The organism is Tsukamurella sputi, assembly GCF_007858445.1.
GTDB classification, from domain to species: domain Bacteria; phylum Actinomycetota; class Actinomycetes; order Mycobacteriales; family Mycobacteriaceae; genus Tsukamurella; species Tsukamurella sputi.
Genome location: NZ_VIGV01000010.1, coordinates 45,484 through 60,541, shown reverse-complemented (window position 1 = coordinate 60,541; position 15,058 = coordinate 45,484). Strand labels below are relative to the sequence as shown.

The 15,058-nt window shown below is 72.0% G+C and carries 13 protein-coding genes; 9 read left to right on the top strand and 4 right to left on the bottom strand.

The window, feature by feature from the left end:
- Positions 1 to 57: 57 nt before the first annotated feature.
- Both FK268_RS20200 and FK268_RS20195 read left to right on the top strand, forming a co-directional pair.
- The gene (locus FK268_RS20200) at positions 58 to 528 is read left to right on the top strand and encodes an SdpI family protein (protein ID WP_158636177.1); all 471 of its coding nucleotides are present in this window, start codon (positions 58 to 60) and stop codon (positions 526 to 528) included.
- A gap of 3 nt (positions 529 to 531) precedes the next feature.
- Positions 532 to 1,521: a bile acid:sodium symporter family protein gene (locus tag FK268_RS20195; protein WP_146437259.1), complete on the top strand. Its 990-nt coding sequence runs from the start codon at positions 532 to 534 to the stop codon at positions 1,519 to 1,521.
- 7 nt (positions 1,522 to 1,528) lie between these two features.
- On the opposite strand, the gene FK268_RS20190 is transcribed toward FK268_RS20195, so the two are convergent.
- Positions 1,529 to 1,903 carry a hypothetical protein gene (locus tag FK268_RS20190; RefSeq protein ID WP_146437258.1) on the bottom strand — a complete coding sequence of 125 codons (375 nt, stop codon included), beginning with the start codon at positions 1,901 to 1,903 and terminating at the stop codon, positions 1,529 to 1,531.
- 58 nt (positions 1,904 to 1,961) lie between these two features.
- Here FK268_RS20190 and FK268_RS20185 point away from each other — a divergent pair, with 58 nt between their 5' ends.
- On the top strand, positions 1,962 to 2,432 hold the full coding sequence (locus FK268_RS20185) for a MarR family winged helix-turn-helix transcriptional regulator (protein WP_146437257.1): 471 nt from the start codon (positions 1,962 to 1,964) through the stop codon (positions 2,430 to 2,432).
- A 2-nt stretch (positions 2,433 to 2,434) separates the two neighbouring features.
- Here the strand turns inward: FK268_RS20185 and FK268_RS20180 are convergent, their stop codons facing one another.
- A complete protein-coding gene (locus FK268_RS20180) occupies positions 2,435 to 2,989 on the bottom strand; it encodes a YqgE/AlgH family protein (protein WP_231707186.1) in 555 nt (184 codons plus the stop codon).
- A 149-nt stretch (positions 2,990 to 3,138) separates the two neighbouring features.
- On the opposite strand from FK268_RS20180, the gene FK268_RS20175 reads away from it, so the two are divergent.
- From FK268_RS20175 to FK268_RS20165, 3 genes are all read left to right on the top strand, one after another.
- The gene (locus FK268_RS20175) at positions 3,139 to 4,482 is read left to right on the top strand and encodes an MFS transporter (RefSeq protein ID WP_146437255.1); all 1,344 of its coding nucleotides are present in this window, start codon (positions 3,139 to 3,141) and stop codon (positions 4,480 to 4,482) included.
- A gap of 1 nt (position 4,483) precedes the next feature.
- Entirely contained in the window at positions 4,484 to 5,011 is a 528-nt protein-coding gene (locus tag FK268_RS20170; RefSeq protein WP_146437254.1) for a hypothetical protein, read from the top strand.
- A 77-nt stretch (positions 5,012 to 5,088) separates the two neighbouring features.
- Positions 5,089 to 5,586: a hypothetical protein gene (locus tag FK268_RS20165; protein WP_146437253.1), complete on the top strand. Its 498-nt coding sequence runs from the start codon at positions 5,089 to 5,091 to the stop codon at positions 5,584 to 5,586.
- Between the two features lie 13 nt (positions 5,587 to 5,599).
- On the opposite strand, the gene FK268_RS20160 is transcribed toward FK268_RS20165, so the two are convergent.
- Complete coding sequence (locus FK268_RS20160) at positions 5,600 to 7,069, bottom strand: CCA tRNA nucleotidyltransferase (RefSeq protein ID WP_146437252.1); 1,470 nt, start codon at positions 7,067 to 7,069, stop codon at positions 5,600 to 5,602.
- A gap of 75 nt (positions 7,070 to 7,144) precedes the next feature.
- On the opposite strand from FK268_RS20160, the gene FK268_RS20155 reads away from it, so the two are divergent.
- The 3 genes from FK268_RS20155 to FK268_RS20145 are packed head-to-tail and all read left to right on the top strand — an operon-like array spanning position 7,145 to position 14,177.
- Positions 7,145 to 8,053 carry an NUDIX hydrolase gene (locus FK268_RS20155; RefSeq protein WP_146437251.1) on the top strand — a complete coding sequence of 303 codons (909 nt, stop codon included), beginning with the start codon at positions 7,145 to 7,147 and terminating at the stop codon, positions 8,051 to 8,053.
- Positions 8,050 to 10,521, top strand: coding sequence for a glycoprotein (locus FK268_RS20150; RefSeq protein ID WP_146437250.1), 2,472 nt, complete (start codon positions 8,050 to 8,052; stop codon positions 10,519 to 10,521). The genes FK268_RS20155 and FK268_RS20150 overlap by 4 nt, the downstream gene beginning before the upstream one ends.
- On the top strand, positions 10,518 to 14,177 hold the full coding sequence (locus FK268_RS20145) for a murein biosynthesis integral membrane protein MurJ (protein ID WP_146437249.1): 3,660 nt from the start codon (positions 10,518 to 10,520) through the stop codon (positions 14,175 to 14,177). Before FK268_RS20150 ends, FK268_RS20145 begins: the two co-directional genes overlap by 4 nt.
- Here FK268_RS20145 and FK268_RS20140 read toward each other — a convergent pair.
- Positions 14,149 to 15,030 (bottom strand): hypothetical protein, encoded by an 882-nt coding sequence (locus tag FK268_RS20140; protein WP_146437248.1) that lies wholly within the window; start codon positions 15,028 to 15,030, stop codon positions 14,149 to 14,151. The genes FK268_RS20145 and FK268_RS20140 overlap by 29 nt on opposite strands.
- Between the last annotated feature and the right edge of the window lie 28 nt (positions 15,031 to 15,058).

The following is a 15,058-nucleotide window of genomic DNA, read 5'->3' as shown; positions in this document are numbered from 1 at the left end:
TGGGCCCGGCAAACACCTCAGTGCGGGCGATTTGCACAGGTCTCTAAACTGGAGATCGTGTTCGTGCTGGTTGTGATCCTCGCCCTCGCCGCAGTGGCGGCCGTCATCGTGGGCGGTGCCGGGCTCGCCGGCCGCCTCCCGGAGAACGGCTTCGTGGGTGTCCGCACCGAACAGACCCTGTCCGACCCGCTCCTCTGGCGCACCGCCAACCGCGTCGCCGGGCCGAGTCTGGTGGCGGCGGGCGTCATCTTCGCCGCTGCCGCGCTGATCGGCCCCGCGATGGACGCACCGTGGTCGTTCGTGGCCGTCGGCGTCGCCGTCGCCGCGGGCGTGCTCCTGGCCGGCTTCGGTGCCCTGCAGGGCTCCCGGGCGGCATCGATCCAGGCCAGGCTGCAAACGCCCGACGCGACGTGCTGCAGTGCCGACGAGGCACCGTCGGATGACCCCGCGGACGACTGCGGTGTGACCGGCGGCTGCGGCGCCTGCGCCCTCAAGGGCATGTGCGACCACGAAGCGCGTCCCGCCTAGCCGATGAAGAAGCTGCTCAGCAAGCTCTCCATCGACGGCTTCATCCTCGCGATCTTCGCGGCCGTCGGCGTTGCGGCGCTGTTCCCGGCCACAGGGCGGGCCGAGCCGATCGTCGACGATGCGGTCACCGTGGCGATCGCGATCCTGTTCTTCCTCTACGGCGCCCGGATCCATCCGCGGGAAGCGATCGCCGGGCTGAAGCACTGGCGCCTGCACGCGGTGATCCTCGGCTTCACCTTCGTCGTCTTCCCGATCATCGGCGTGCTGCTGCGATTCGCGCCGGAGGTGCTCCTGCGGCCCGAGCTGTACGCGGGCGTGCTGTTCCTGACGCTGCTGCCGTCGACGGTGCAGTCCTCGATCGCCTTCACCTCGATCGCGGGCGGCAACGTGCCCGGCGCGATCGTCAGCGCGTCGGTGTCCAACCTGCTCGGCGTCTTCGTCACGCCACTGCTGGTGCTGGCCCTCATGGCGACCACGGGCGAGGTGCAGTTCCGCAGCAGCTCGATCATCGACCTGTGCCTGCAGCTGCTGCTGCCCTTCCTGCTCGGCCAGCTCCTGCGGCCATGGGTGGGCGGGTTCGTGGCGAAGCACGCCGCGGCCCTGAAGTACGTGGACCGCGGCTCGATCGTGCTCGTCGTCTACTCGGCGTTCTCCGCCGGCATGCGCGAGCACATCTGGAGCCAGGTCTCCTGGGTGGGCGTGGTGCAGCTGATCGTGCTGTCCGTCGCGCTGGTGCTGGTGATGCTGTGGCTCACCCGCGCGACCGCGGAGAAACTCGGTTTCGATCGGGCCGACATGATCGCCATCCAGTTCTGCGGGACGAAGAAATCCATGGCGACGGGCCTGCCGATGGCGGCCGTGCTGTTCGCCGGGCAGCCCGTCGGCCTGCTGGTCCTCCCACTGATGATCTTCCACCAGATCCAGTTGATGATGTGCGCCTGGCTGGCCGCGCGGTACGGGCGCGAGCTCGAGCCGGAGCCGGCCTCCGCCTGATCCCCGACTAGCCCGAGTTCGCGGCGGGAACCGATCCGTTGCGCCGACTCACCCACCACAGGAACGCGGCGGTCGGCACGATGACCACGTCGAGCAGCGGATGGAAGACGCTGAACGGGTTCGGATGGATGAAGATGAACCGGTAAACGCCGAGCAGGCCACCGATCGTCGGGAACACCACGGCGGCAAGGTAGCTCCACCGCGCGCCGCGGAAGACGAAGAATGCCAGCACCGCGTACACGACGCCGAAACCCGCCGAGCCTACGACGTTGCCGGCGGTTCCGTACACCGCGAGCTGACTCACGTGCGTGACCGCGGACAGAGCGAGGAGCGATCCGGCGAGGAGCCGCGCCCGATCGGCGGCGGACTGCGCGTGGGTCATGGACCGTCTCCCTTTAGTCAGTAGTACCTGACTAAAATGGTACGGGTAGACTGACCATGTGTCCAGGAGCACACCGCAGTCCCCCGACGCGCTCGCCGTCGTCGATCTGTCGCCGGACGCGCGGATCGGGGCACTCGCCCGCCGCGTCGCGGCACTCGTCACCGACGGTGTCCTCGACGCCGTCCACCGGCACGACTCCCGGATTCGAGGGGCCCATCTGCGCGTGCTGGCCGCCTTCGCGACGGGTCCCCAGCGCATCGTCGACATCGCCGCGCGGCTGGGCACGACCAAGCAGACGGTCTCGCCGATCGTCGAAGAACTCGTCACCTGGGGCTTCCTCGAGCGCGCCGTCGACCCGACCGATCGCCGAGCGAAGCTCATCGACTTCACGGCGGACGGGAAGGCGCTCGCCGCATCCGCCCTCGACGCCGCGCACGCCTTCGAAGACCGATGGCGGGCGACGCTGGGCGTGGACCGCACCGAGCAGTGCCGGGCGGCGCTGTGGGCCATCATCGAGACCCACGGCTGAACTCAGTTGACGGAGACGTCCACCGGATGCGTCGCGAGCAACGCGGTGGGCAGGCCCTGGCGCCGCAGGACCCGGCCCCACAGATCGACGCTGCCGGGCAGCAGCACGTCGGTGTGCAGGGAGCCGCAGGGGATCCAGTCGTCGCGACCGAGCTCGTCGTCGAGCTGGCCCATGCCCCACCCGCTGTACCCGGCGAAGACTCGGACCCCGTCGAGCAGTTCGTCCATCATCTCGACATCGGAATCGAGGTCGACGAGGACCACCCGGCCGTGCACCGGCTGCAGACCGCGGATGCCGCTCGCATCCACACCGGCCTTGACCACGCCCAGGCACAGCGCCGCGGACTGGTTCACCGGACCGCCCACGAAGACCGCCTTGGGCTTGGCCGCCAGATCGTGCCACTGGGGGAGCACCCCGTGCACCGCGGACTCACTGGGACGGTTGAGCACCACGCCGAGGCTGCCCGACTCGTTGTGCTCGATCAGGTAGACGACGGTGCGCGAGAAGGTGGGCTCGATCAGCTCGGGGGAGGCCACCAGCAAGGTTCCCGAGGACACCTCGAAGCCCGCGCCCTCGGACTCGCCGGAGGACGCGCCGCCCGCTGCGGATTCATTCGAACGATCAGGACCCACGCCACCATCATGGCACGCGGAGCACCATCGGGGTCCGCCGACGGGGAAGCCTTTGCGCCGATACGCTGTAGCACGTGACGACCAGCGGAGCGGACGCCCCAGCGGCCGCCGCGAAACCCGCGTGGCGGACCTTCCGGGACCTGCCCGACCTGCTGCGCCTGCTCGGCGTCCGACTCCTGAGCCAGTACGCGGAAGGCCTGTTCCAGGCCGGTCTCGGTACTGCCATCGTCTTCAACCCGCAGCGCAGCGCCTCGCCGGTCGCGATCGCGACCGGCCTCGCGGTGCTGTTGCTGCCGTACTCGGTGATCGGCCCCTTCGCCGGAGCTCTCCTGGACCGGTGGGATCGGCGGCGCGTCTTCATCGTCGCCAACCTCGTACGCGCGCTGCTCATCGCGGCGTGCGCCGGCGTGCTCGCGTCGGGCGCGGGGGAGACCGCGATCTTCGTCGTCGCACTGGCGGTGGGCGGCGCCGGGCGCTTCGTCGGCTCGGGCCTCTCGGCCGCGTTGCCGCACGTCGTGGACCGGCCGCAGCTCGTCGCTCTGAATTCGGTCACCACGACCCTGGGAGCCGGCGCCACGGCCGTCGGCGCCAGCACCGCGGTCGGGCTGCGCGCGTTGTTCGGCTCCGACGATGCCGGCGGCGCGGGCGTCCTGGCGTGCGCCGCGCTCATCGCGATCCTCGGCGCCCTGCTCTCCACCCGCTTCCCCGCGGGTGTGCTCGGACCCGACCACGACCTCTCGGGCAAGCACGAGAAGCCCGCGACCGCGTTCGCCGATGTCGCTGCGGGCCTCGCGCACGGCGCCCTCGCGGCGTGGCGCGCACCGTCGGTGACGGCGGCCCTGACCGGTATGGGGGCGCACCGCATCGTCTTCGGGTTCAACACGCTGATGCTGCTCCTGCTGACCCGGCACCACTTCACCGACGGCACGCTCGGCCTCGCGGGCTTCGGCTCGGTCGCGGGCGCGACGGCCGTCGGCATGTTCGTCGCCGCGGTGCTCACTCCCATCTCCGTGGCCCGGTGGGGGCGACGCAACACCGTGGTCGGGGCTCTCGTCGCCGCCTGCCTGACCCAGCTCACGGTGCTGACGATGAACTTCGCGGTGCTGGTGCTCGCCGCGGCGGTCCTGGGCCTCGCGGGCCAGGTGGTGAAGCTCTCGGGCGATGCCGCCATGCAGCTCGACGTGCCCGACGAGCGTCGCGGCCAGGTCTTCGCCTTCCAGGACGCCCTGTTCAATGTCACCTTCGTGAGCGCGGTCGCCTTCGCCGCCGCGGTGGTGCCGTTCGACGGTGTCTGCCGCCCCCTCGCCGCCGCCGGTGCGGTCCTGTACGCCCTCGCCGTCGGCGCGGTGGTGCTGCTGTACCGCCGGACGGGAAATGCCGAGGTGGGAACCCCGGAGGCAGCTGGCGCGTCCAATTGATATGGGCGACGGACTGATCGAGTACTGGTTCGGCGACGGGACCACCGTCACCCGTTGGACCTCACCTGCGGAGCAGGGCGTGGTCCTGCTCGACTTCGACGGGGACGGCCGGCTCGACGACGCGATGATCGACCTCGACGGCGACGGCAGAGCCGATGTCGCCGCCCTCGATCTCGACGACGACGGCACCCGCGAGACCGCCTTCCGCGACGACGGCTCAGGGCGCTGGGCGCAACCGACGGCAGCACCCGGGATCACGTCGGGGACGCCGCCCGAACCCGGCCGGTCCGGGCCCGTCCGCGGGGCGGAACGGGCGGCATCGTCGACCTGCCCTATCCCCGGCGTCGCGCGGGTGCCCGGACCGGTGGACGCGCCCGCGGCGGTCACCGCGGTGCCCGCCGAACCCGGACAGGCGGCGCGGCAGGCCGTGGTCGATACGGATGGCGACGGCACGCCCGACGTCCTGCTCTTCGACACCGACGGTGACGGGACCGCGGACGGCGCCGTTCCACTGGACGCCGGTCGGTAGAGATCGGGCGGGCCACCCCGGTACGTCACTGCCGTATTCGATGTTTCGATTCCCGCATATCGCGCTACGCTGGCCCCATGCGGAAGACCGTCGGCATCACCACAGTCCTTCTCGGCCTGCTCGCCGGGATGCTCCCCGCCCCGGTGACCGCCGCACCCGCGCCGGCGCCGAAGGCCCCCGCCGTCGTCGACGTGCGCACCCACGTCTTCCTCACGCCCGCCCGGGAGACGCCCCCGCGGACCACCGTCTACCCCGACGGGCGGATCATCACGAAGGCCGTGAACTCGAAGGGCGGCCTCGTCGAGCTGCGGGGCAAGCCCGCCGACGTCGCGGATCTGCGTGTGATCACCGAGAAGGTGCTGCGCAACGTCCCGCAGTACGACCGGAAGGCGCAGATCTTCGACGGCTGGATCGTCTCCGCCACGGTGCGCACCACCGACGGCAGGGTGCTGGAGGCCACCGTCGACAATCCCGAGCCACGCGGCTGGGCGGCCCTGTCGAAGCTCCCGAGCGACCTGGACAAGCGGATCGCGGCGATCCCCGGCCCGCGCACGCCGTACACCGAGCCGCGCTGATTCCGCCGCCGGCTCAGCCCTGGCGGTCGGCCCACCACTTCGTCAGCTCGGCCTCGGCCTCGTCGCGGTCCAGCGGCCCGCGATCGAGGCGCAACTCCTTGAGGAACTTCCACGCCGCGCCGACCTCGGGGCCGGGCGGCAGCCCGAGCAGCTCCATGATCGCGTTGCCGTCGAGATCGGGCCGCACGCGCGCGAGGTCCTCCTTGGCGGCCAGATCCTCGATGCGCTTCTCGAGCCCGTCGTAGGTCGCCTGGAGCCGGGCGGCGCGGCGCTTGTTGCGGGTGGTGCAGTCGGCGCGGACCAGCTTGTGCAGACGGGGGAGCAGGGGTCCGGCGTCGGTGACGTACCGCCGCACGGCCGAATCGGTCCACTGCCCATCGCCGTAGCCGTGGAAACGCAGGTGCAGGAAGACCAACTGCGCGACGTCCTCGATCACGGCCTTGGGGTAGGCCAGCGCCCGCATCCGCTTGCGCACCATCTTCGCGCCGACCACCTCGTGATGGTGGAAGGAGACGCCGCCGTTGGGCTCGTGCCGGCGGGTGTCGGGCTTGCCGATGTCGTGCAGCAGCGCGGCCCAGCGCAGGATCAGGTCCGGGTCCGACTCCTCCAGGTCGATGGCCTGCTGCAGCACCGTCATCGAGTGCCAGAAGACGTCCTTGTGCTGGTGGTGCTCGTCGATCGCCAGCTTCATGCCGGGGATCTCGGGAATCACGCGCTGCGCGAGCCCGGTGTCCACGAGCAGCACGATCCCGTCGACCGGGTGCTCGCCCAGGATCAGTTTGTCCAGTTCGGCGCGCACCCGCTCGGCCGTGATGCGGTCGATCTCGGGCGCCATGTCCGTCATCGCCGCCTGCACCCGCGGTGCCACGCTGAAGCCCAGCTGGGAGACGAACCGCGCCGCGCGGAGCATGCGCAGGGGATCGTCGGAGAAGGACTCCTCGGGGGTCGCGGGTGTATCGACCACACCCGCGAGCAGCGCGTCGAGTCCGTTCAGCGGGTCCTGGAAGTCCTCCGCGCCGTCCCGGCCGATCCGCACGGCCATCGCGTTGACGGTGAAGTCGCGGCGCACCAGGTCGTCGTGCAGGTTCTCGCCGAACTTCACGACGGGGTTGCGGGTGACGCGGTCGTAGGCCTCGGCGCGGTAGGTGGTGATCTCGATCTGCTGGTCCGCGAAGGAGGCGCTGACGGTGCCGAACTCGATGCCGGTGGCCCACATCGCGTCGGCCCAGCCGCGCAGCAGCGCCTGGACCTGCTCGGGGCGGGCGTCGGTGGTGAAGTCGAGATCGCTCGTCAACCGGCCCAGCAGTGCGTCGCGGACGGAGCCGCCCACGAGGTACAGCTCGTGCCCCGCATCGGCGAAACGGGCGCCCAGCGGAGCCAGCACGTCGGACAATCCGCGCAGCGAGATATGCGCCGCCGCCAGGAGGCGGGTCCGGCGTTCTGCGCGCGCGTCCGCGGGGCCGTCGGGAGAGCTGTCGGTCACGACCAACCAGTCTACTGCGGCGCGGAAAACGCGACGGTGGCGTATGGGAGCGCAACCGGCCAGTAGCATCGGGGGGTGACCTCCGCCGAATCCGCCGACACCCCGGGACGCCCGCAGCGCCCGGGTCCCGTCGGCGACTCCGCGGCGGGAGCGCCCTCCCGTCCGCGCCGGCGGCGTCGTCGCGGGGGCCGTGGACGCGGTCGCGGCCAGCTCTCGGCGGTCACCGACCAGAAGGCCGCACCGGAGAGCGGGGAGGCACCGTCGGAGCCCGCCCCGACGGCCAAGCCCGCGCGCAAGCAGGGCACCCCCACCTCGAAGGCCAAGCGCCCCACGCCCGGCCGGGTCCGGCCCGATCCGCGCATCCGGACGGTGCGCGAGACCTCCGCGGGCGGCCTCGTCGTGGCCGGCCTCGACGGTGGTGACGAGCTGCGCGCCGCACTCATCGGCCGCGTCGACCGGCGCGGCCGCACGCTGTGGTCGCTGCCGAAGGGGCATATCGAAACGGGCGAGACGGCCGAGCTCACCGCGATCCGCGAGGTCGCGGAGGAGACGGGCCTCACGGGTTCCGTGCTCGCGCCCATCGGGAAGATCGACTACTGGTTCGCCGTCGAGGGCCGGCGCGTCCACAAGACGGTGCACCACTTCCTGCTGTCCTGGCAGAGCGGGGACCTCTCGACCGAGGACTACGAGGTCTCCGAGGTCGCCTGGGTGCCCCTGAGCGAGCTCACGACTCGCCTCACCTACTCCGATGAGCGCAAACTCGTCGCCACCGCGCGCACGGTGATCGAGGACCTGACGGCCGATCCGGAGGAACTGGCCGCCCGCGTGGCCGCCGCGCCGCGCAGCGAGCCCTCCGCCTACGAGCGCGCCGCGGCCGAGCGCAACGCCGTGCGCAACGATCCGCCGAAGCCCCGTCGACGACGGGGCGGGCGCCGCTCGCGCGGGCGCCGCAGTGGCGGAGGCGGCGGGAGCGGTCAGACGTGACGCGGTCGGCCCGCCTCCTGTGCGTGCTGACGCTCCTGATCGCGATCACCGGCCTGCCCGCACCCAGCGGCGCCGGTCTTCCGGACGCGCAGTTCGTGCGGATCAACGTCGACGAGGTGACCTCCCGGATCACCGACACCTCCCCGAACGAGGTGGTGGTGCGCGGCAACGTCGAGAACTTCGGCGACCGTGACGTCAGCGAGCTGGACCTGCGGATCCAGCGCGCGCCCGCGGTCTCGACGTCCGCGCAGCTGCGCTCCGACCTGGTGGCCGACAACAACGTCTACGACACCCTCGGCCGGTTCGAGCCGGTCTCGAAGGTGCTCAAGCCGGGGGAGCGGACCGCGTTCACCGTGTCCATCCCGGTGCGCGCGACGCCGACCACCCGCGGCCCCACGCTCGGCATCGACCGCCCGGGCGTCTACCCGCTCCTGCTCAACCTCAACGGCAAGCCCGCGTACGGCGGCGCGGCCCGGCTCGACGACTCGCGGACGCTGCTCCCGGTCCTCGGCCTGCCCGACGGGTCCGCCGACGCGCCCGACGGCGTGGACAAGCCGGTCACGACCTCCCCCGCGCAGGTCACCCTGCTGTGGCCGCTGGCCGACAACCCCAAGCTCGCCGGCGGAGTCCCCGGCGGCGGCGACACCCCGGTCCGGCTGGTCGACGACGCGCTCGCCGGCTCGCTCGCCGCGGGCGGCCGGCTCGACGGCCTGCTGTCGGCCTACGAGGACGCGACCCGCGGCCCCGACCCGAGGCGCACCGCGCTCCGAACGGCGGCGTGCCTCGCGATCGACCCGGACCTCCTGGTCACGGTGCAGGCCATGACCGCCCCGTACCGCGTCTCCCGCAACCCCGCCGACCCGCGCGGGCCCAGCACCGCCGGCACCGGAAGCGACCAGGCGAGCGCCTGGTTGGACAAGCTCAAGCGCGTCGCGGCCGATTCGTGCGTGGTCGCGTTGCCCTTCGGCCAGGTCGACCTCGAGGCGCTCGGCCGCTCGGCGGAGCCCTCGCTGCAGCGCGCGGCCCTCGACACGCCCTCCGACGTCATCGACTCCATTCTCGGCGTGCAGTCGGTGCGGGGCGTCGCGATCCCCACGTCCGGCGTGCTCCTGTCCGACGGTGCCCGGCAGCTCCGCGCCTCCGACGTCTCGGCGACCGTCGTGGCCGCGACCGCGGTGAAGGCGCCGGACCGGGGGCGTGGCGCCCCGTCGGGCATCGTCAACGTGGGTCAGGGCATCGGCGCCGCGGTCTTCGACCCCAGCGTCTCCGCGGCGCTGGCCGCGATGGGCGGTGTCAGCGACGGCGCGGAGCGCGGCGTGGCCCCGGGCCCGACGGGGACCGTGCCCACCTCGTCGACCTTCACCATCGCCGAGGAGTCGGCGTCGATGCGCCGGCAGGCGGCCATCGGTGCCGTCACCGCGTCGGCACTCGACCCGACCCAGCGCTACGCGCCCCCGGGCGGGTCGGCGGCCAGCACGGCCGTCGATCCCGTCGCTCAGGTCACCGGGCGTTCGACGCTGATCGTGCCGCCGCAGGTCTGGGCCGCCGGGCCGGCGGACGCACGCGCTGTCCTGGACGCCGTCTCCGCCCAGTTCGGGGCCGGGCTCGCGGGGCCGCGCACCTTCCGCGACGTGGTCGCGTCCGCCCAGTCGGCGGGACGGGACCCGGTCCGCGCCGCCGATCCGTGGACGCTGCGGCAGCCGCACGACGCCGCGGCATCGCGGGTGCCGGACCGGATCGTCTCGGCCGCGGTGGCGCACGTGCGCCAGGTGGACCAACTCGGTGCCGCGCTGCTGCCGCTGCCGAAGACCCCGCTCACGCCGCGCATGTACACCTCGCCGCTGCGCGAGGACGGTGTGCGCGCCCTGCGGTGGGCACCGTCGAGGCCCGCGGTCGACGGTGACGCGTCGATCCGGCTCACCGCCGCGCGCGCGTCCATGACCGCGCAGCTGCGCTCGGTGCGCTTCGTCAGCCCGGGCGGCGCCTACACCCTGGCCTCGGACAAGTCGCCGCTGCTCATCGTCGCGCGGAACGACCTGCCGCTGCCGATCCGGACGGTGATCGACTGGTCCGCGCCCGAGGGCGTCACGATCGACGCTTCCGAGGTGCAGGAGCTGCCCGCCCGCGGCACCCGGCAGATCGAGCTACCGACCACGGTCGACTACTCGCGGCAGATCTCGGTGCAGCTGACGCTGCGCTCGAGCAGCAACATGCCGCTGGGCGATCCGATCTCCGTCTCGGTGCACTCCAACGCCTACGGCAAGTCGCTGTTCTGGATCACGTGCGGCGTCGGAATCCTGCTGGTCCTGCTGGCGGGGCGGCGCCTGTGGCGCCGGTTCCGCGGCCGTCCGGATCCGGCGGACGCCGACCGCCCGCCGGCGGACGAGCACGAGAAGCGGATCGCGAACAGTTACGCTGCACATCGACCGACCGCGTCGCACGAGAACCCGGAACCGAAGGACACATGAGCCGCGCCGAGCCCCGGCACATCCCGCCGAGCAGCACCCCCTCAGGTGGGAAGGCTGACGGCGGAACCGCCAGCCTCCTGCGCTCCACGGGTTCGGTCGCCGTCGCCACGCTGACCTCACGCGTCACGGGCTTCCTGCGGACCGTGCTTCTCGCCGCGATCCTCGGTCCCGCGGTCGCCTCGGCCTTCAGCATCGCGAACCAGATGCCCCAGCAGGTCTCCGAGCTGGTGCTCGGCCAGGTGCTCACCGCACTGGTGATCCCCGTGCTGGTCCGCGCGGAGATGGAGGACAAGGACCGCGGCCAGGCCTTCTTCGAGCGCCTGTTCACGCTGTCGCTGACGATCCTGAGCATCGCGCTGGTGGTGTCGCTTGCGCTGTCCCCGGTGCTGGTCGGGATGCTGGTGGGCGGCTCCAAGGTCGACGAGGGCCTCACTCACGCGCTCGTGATCATGTTCCTGCCGCAGCTGGTCTTCTTCGGCCTGTCCGCGCTGTTCAGCGCCATGCTCAACACGCGCGACGAGTTCAAGCCCGGCGCCTGGGCCCCGGTGGCCTGCAACACCGTGCAGATCGCCACGCTGGTGGCCTTCTACCTGATGCCCGGCGAGCTGACCCTGAACCCGACTGCCATGGGCCAGCCGAAGCTGCTCGTGCTGGGCATCGGCAGCACCCTGGGCGTGGTCCTGCAGGCACTGATCCAGATCCCCGCGATGCGCCGTTCGGGGATCAAGCTGCGCCTGCGCTGGGGCATCGACGACCGGCTCAAGCACTTCGGCTCCATGGGCGTGGCCATCGTCGCCTACGTCTTCATCTCGCTGGCCGGCTGGTACGCCGTCACGCCGATCCTCTCGCACGCCTCCGACGGCGGTCCCGCGATCTACCAGTACGCGTGGATGGTGCTGCAGCTGCCGTACGGCGTGATCGGCGTCGCCCTGCTCACCGCCGTGATGCCCCGCCTGTCCCGCAACGCCGCGGAGGGCAATCGCAACGCGGTACTCGACGATCTGTCCGTCGCCACCCGCATCACGATGGTGGCCCTGGTGCCCATCGTCGCCTTCATGACGGTCTTCGGACCCTCCATCGGCCGCGCCCTCTTCAACTTCGGCCAGTTCTCGCAGGACGACGCCAACTTCCTGGGCACGGCGATCTCGTTCTCCGCGTTCGTGCTGATCCCCTATGCGATGGTCCTGATCCACCTGCGGGTCTTCTACGCCCAGGAGCGGGCCTGGGTCCCGACCGGCATCGTCATCGCCATCGTGGCCGTCCAGATCGCGCTGTCCTACCTGGTGCCGGTGTTCGTGGACGACGATCACCGCATCGTCGAGTTCGTCGGCACGGCCCGCGGCCTGGCCTACACCGCGGGCGCGATCATGGGCTGGTACCTGCTGCGCCGCACACTCGGCCCGCTGCACCTGACCAACGTGACCCGCACCCTGCTGCAGACCACGACGGTGTCGGTCCTGGTCACCGTGACGGTGTACCTGATCATGCAGATCGACGGCCTGCAGCGCATGGACAAGAGCGGCTCGCTGGGCGCGCTGGTGTTCCTTGCAATCGCAGGCGTACTGTGCATGACGTTGATCTACGCGCTGCTCGCCCTGTGGCGAGTACCGGACGTGCTGGCGATCCTGGCACCCCTCAAGCGCATCGCGGCCCGGTTCGTCCCGGCGCTGCGGCCGAGCGCACCGCCGGAACCGGAGCGCGCGGCCTCCCGCGCCCCCGACACCCGGGAGATGCGCCTCGACGAGCTGGAGGCGTACGCCAGCCTCCGGCGCGAGGAGATCACAGCCCAGCTGCCGCGGATCGCCGACGACATCGGCCTCCCGTATGCTGGTCAGAGCCATGTTCCCCGGCGTCCGCGGGCGAGCGCAGAACAACCGACCACGGGCCTTCGATACCGCAGAAGAGGAGCATTCGCAGTGACCGAGGACGACTCCGCACGCACGTCCGGCAACGAGGCACCCGGGACCGGTCAGATGCGACTGCCGTCGCCCGCCGGACTCCCCGCGTCGCCCGAGTCCGCCCAGTCCTGGGACGAGGACGACGTGCCCCGCGGTCCCGAGCTGATCCCCGGCGCGGTGGTCGCCGGCGGCCGGTACCGGCTGATCGAGCACTACGGCGGCATCCGCGGGTTGCAGTTCTGGCAGGCGCGCGACATCAACCTCGATCGCGACGTGGCGCTCACCTTCGTCGATTCCGAGCAGCGCGCGCCGGTCCCCGAGCGCGGCGCGCAGATCAGCCTGCGCGGCGAGGGTCCGCAGTCCATCCTCTCCCGCACCCTGCGCCTGGGGCGCGTGCACTCGAACGGACTGGCCCGCGTCCTCGACGTGGTGCGCGGCAGCTCGGGCGGCATCGTGGTGGCCGAGTGGATCCCCAGCAGCTCCCTGGCCGACGTGGCCGGTACCCATCCGTCCGCGATCGGCGCGGCCAAGGCCGTGCGGGCGCTGGCGGGTGCCGCCGAGGGCGCCCACCGCGCCGGCGCCGCGCTGTCGATCGATCACCCGGACCGCGTGCGCATCTCCCAGGACGGCCACGCCTTCCTCGCCTTCCCCGGCACCCTCGCGGACGCCTCCAAGGAGTCCGACGTGCGGGGCCTCGGCGCGGTGCTCTACGCGCTGCTCCTCGAGCGCTGGCCGCTCGACGATGCGACGGGCCGCACCGTCACCACCGGGACGGGCACCGTCGCCGGGATCAAGCAGGCGGACGCGGACGCCAACGGCAACCCGGTCGAGCCGCGGGACGCCAAGCGCGACATCCCCTTCGAGATCTCCGCGGTCGCGACGCGCACGCTGGAGGGCGGGCAGGGCATCCGCACCGCCGCGACCGTGCAGCAGCTGCTCGACCAGGCGTCGGTGGTCGACGTCAAGACCGACCTGCTGGCCCCCGTGCGCGAGGAGGTGCCGCGCGAGGCGCCCCGCCCGGCGGCTCCCCGCGCCGAGCCGGGCCCCGTGCCCCTGTCCCAGCAGCCGACACCCGCCAAGCGAGTGGGGACGAAGCAGACGCTGCTGCAGCGCATCTCGGGTGGCAAGAAGAACGTGCCGCTGCTCGTGATCGCCGCGTGCGCGGTGGCCCTGCTGTTGATCATCGGGCTGACGCTGCTGATCAGCAGCTTCTTCAGTGAGAAGGACACGCAGTCGGGCGTGGGCTCGCTGTACACCTCGAGCGCGACGGCGGAGAAGAGCGCGGCCCCCGCGCCCGCGCCCGGTGTCGGCTCGCCGGTGAAGGCGACGGACGTCTCCCTCGTGGACTTCTCCTCGTCCAAGGACCCGTCGACGAATCTGGCCAACGTGCTCACCGGTAAGACCCCGTCGTGGAAGACCGACACGTACAAGGCGGGCCCCGCCTTCGGCAATCTCAAGAAGGGCGTCGGCTTCCTTGTCACGCTCGACAAGGCGGTGTCGCTGACGCGCGGCACGATCACCTCTCCGAGCGCGGGCAGCACCGTCGAGGTGCGCACCGCCACCAAGGATTCGGTCAAGACGCTCGACGAGACCTCGTTGGTCTGGTCCGGCACGCTGCGCCCGGGCGCCAACGACTTCCACGTGAGCAGCGTCGCGCCGCGCGCCCGCTACGTCCTGGTGTGGATCACGGGTCTCACCAAGGAGTCCGGCAACGACTGGTACACCACCATCAACCAGGTGTCCTTCCAGGGCGCGTAACGCCCCGCACCTCGGCGTCCTCGATCCGCGTCGGCCCCGCGTCGGGGACCGAGATCAGCAGCGGCCGGCCCGATTCCACATCGCGATAGTCGAGAAACCGCACACGCCAACCGGTTCGCGTGCGCAGGGCCGATTCGACCCGCACCTCCTCGGGGATCTGCAGGCCCCGGCTCCGCGCGTGCTCCGCGGCAGCGGCACGCGCCTCCTCCGGAGTGCGCCCCGGCACCCCGTCGTACCGGGGTCCCTCACCCGTCCACTGCGTGAGCCCCGCGTCGCGCAGTCGCAGCCAGGCCTCGTCGAGCAGACGCTCCGGGGCGAGAGAGCCGAAGGCGGTCCACCACGACGCCGCGTCGAGCCACTCGTACTCGCACATCCGCACCACGTGGTGCAGACCGCCGCCGCTCCCCAGCCGCGCGCCGAGCGCGCTCACGACCTCGTCCGGGCCGGACACCGGGGGGAGGGGCGCGCCCAGGGCCGGGTCCTCGGTCGCATGGAAGCCGTCGGCGTCCCAGACGCCCGTCCAGCCGTACCGGCCGGCGGCCAGCCGGTGATCGAGCGCGGTGACGTGCTCGAGCCACGACGGTCCGCCGTCCATCCGCTCCGCCGGTCCCGTCGCGCCGGGCACGTGCCACCCCAGGTCGCCGCAGGACAGGACGGCACGATCCGGGCCGAACCAGGCGAGGGTCGCGCCGGCGGTCGACGAGGCGTCGTAGCGCGCGACGCCCCGATCACCACCGTCGACGGTGACCCGGAAGGGCAGCGGCGCGCCCGCGGCGGCGAGCACGGGCTGCGCGGCCGCGAGCAGGCACCAACGGGCGCGGATCAGGCGCAGCGGATCGGGATGGACGGACATGACCGGATCGTCCACCCATCCGCTGAAC

Bases quoted from the DNA above. Each gene is read 5' to 3' on its own strand.
- FK268_RS20140 (WP_146437248.1), bottom strand. From the start codon at position 15,030: ATGTCCGTCCATCCCGATCCGCTGCGCCTGATCCGCGCCCGTTGGTGC.
- FK268_RS20145 (WP_146437249.1), top strand. From the start codon at position 10,518: ATGAGCCGCGCCGAGCCCCGGCACATCCCGCCGAGCAGCACCCCCTCA.
- FK268_RS20165 (WP_146437253.1), top strand. From the start codon at position 5,089: ATGCGGAAGACCGTCGGCATCACCACAGTCCTTCTCGGCCTGCTCGCC.
- FK268_RS20170 (WP_146437254.1), top strand. From the start codon at position 4,484: ATGGGCGACGGACTGATCGAGTACTGGTTCGGCGACGGGACCACCGTC.
- FK268_RS20195 (WP_146437259.1), top strand. From the start codon at position 532: ATGAAGAAGCTGCTCAGCAAGCTCTCCATCGACGGCTTCATCCTCGCG.
- FK268_RS20190 (WP_146437258.1), bottom strand. From the start codon at position 1,903: ATGACCCACGCGCAGTCCGCCGCCGATCGGGCGCGGCTCCTCGCCGGA.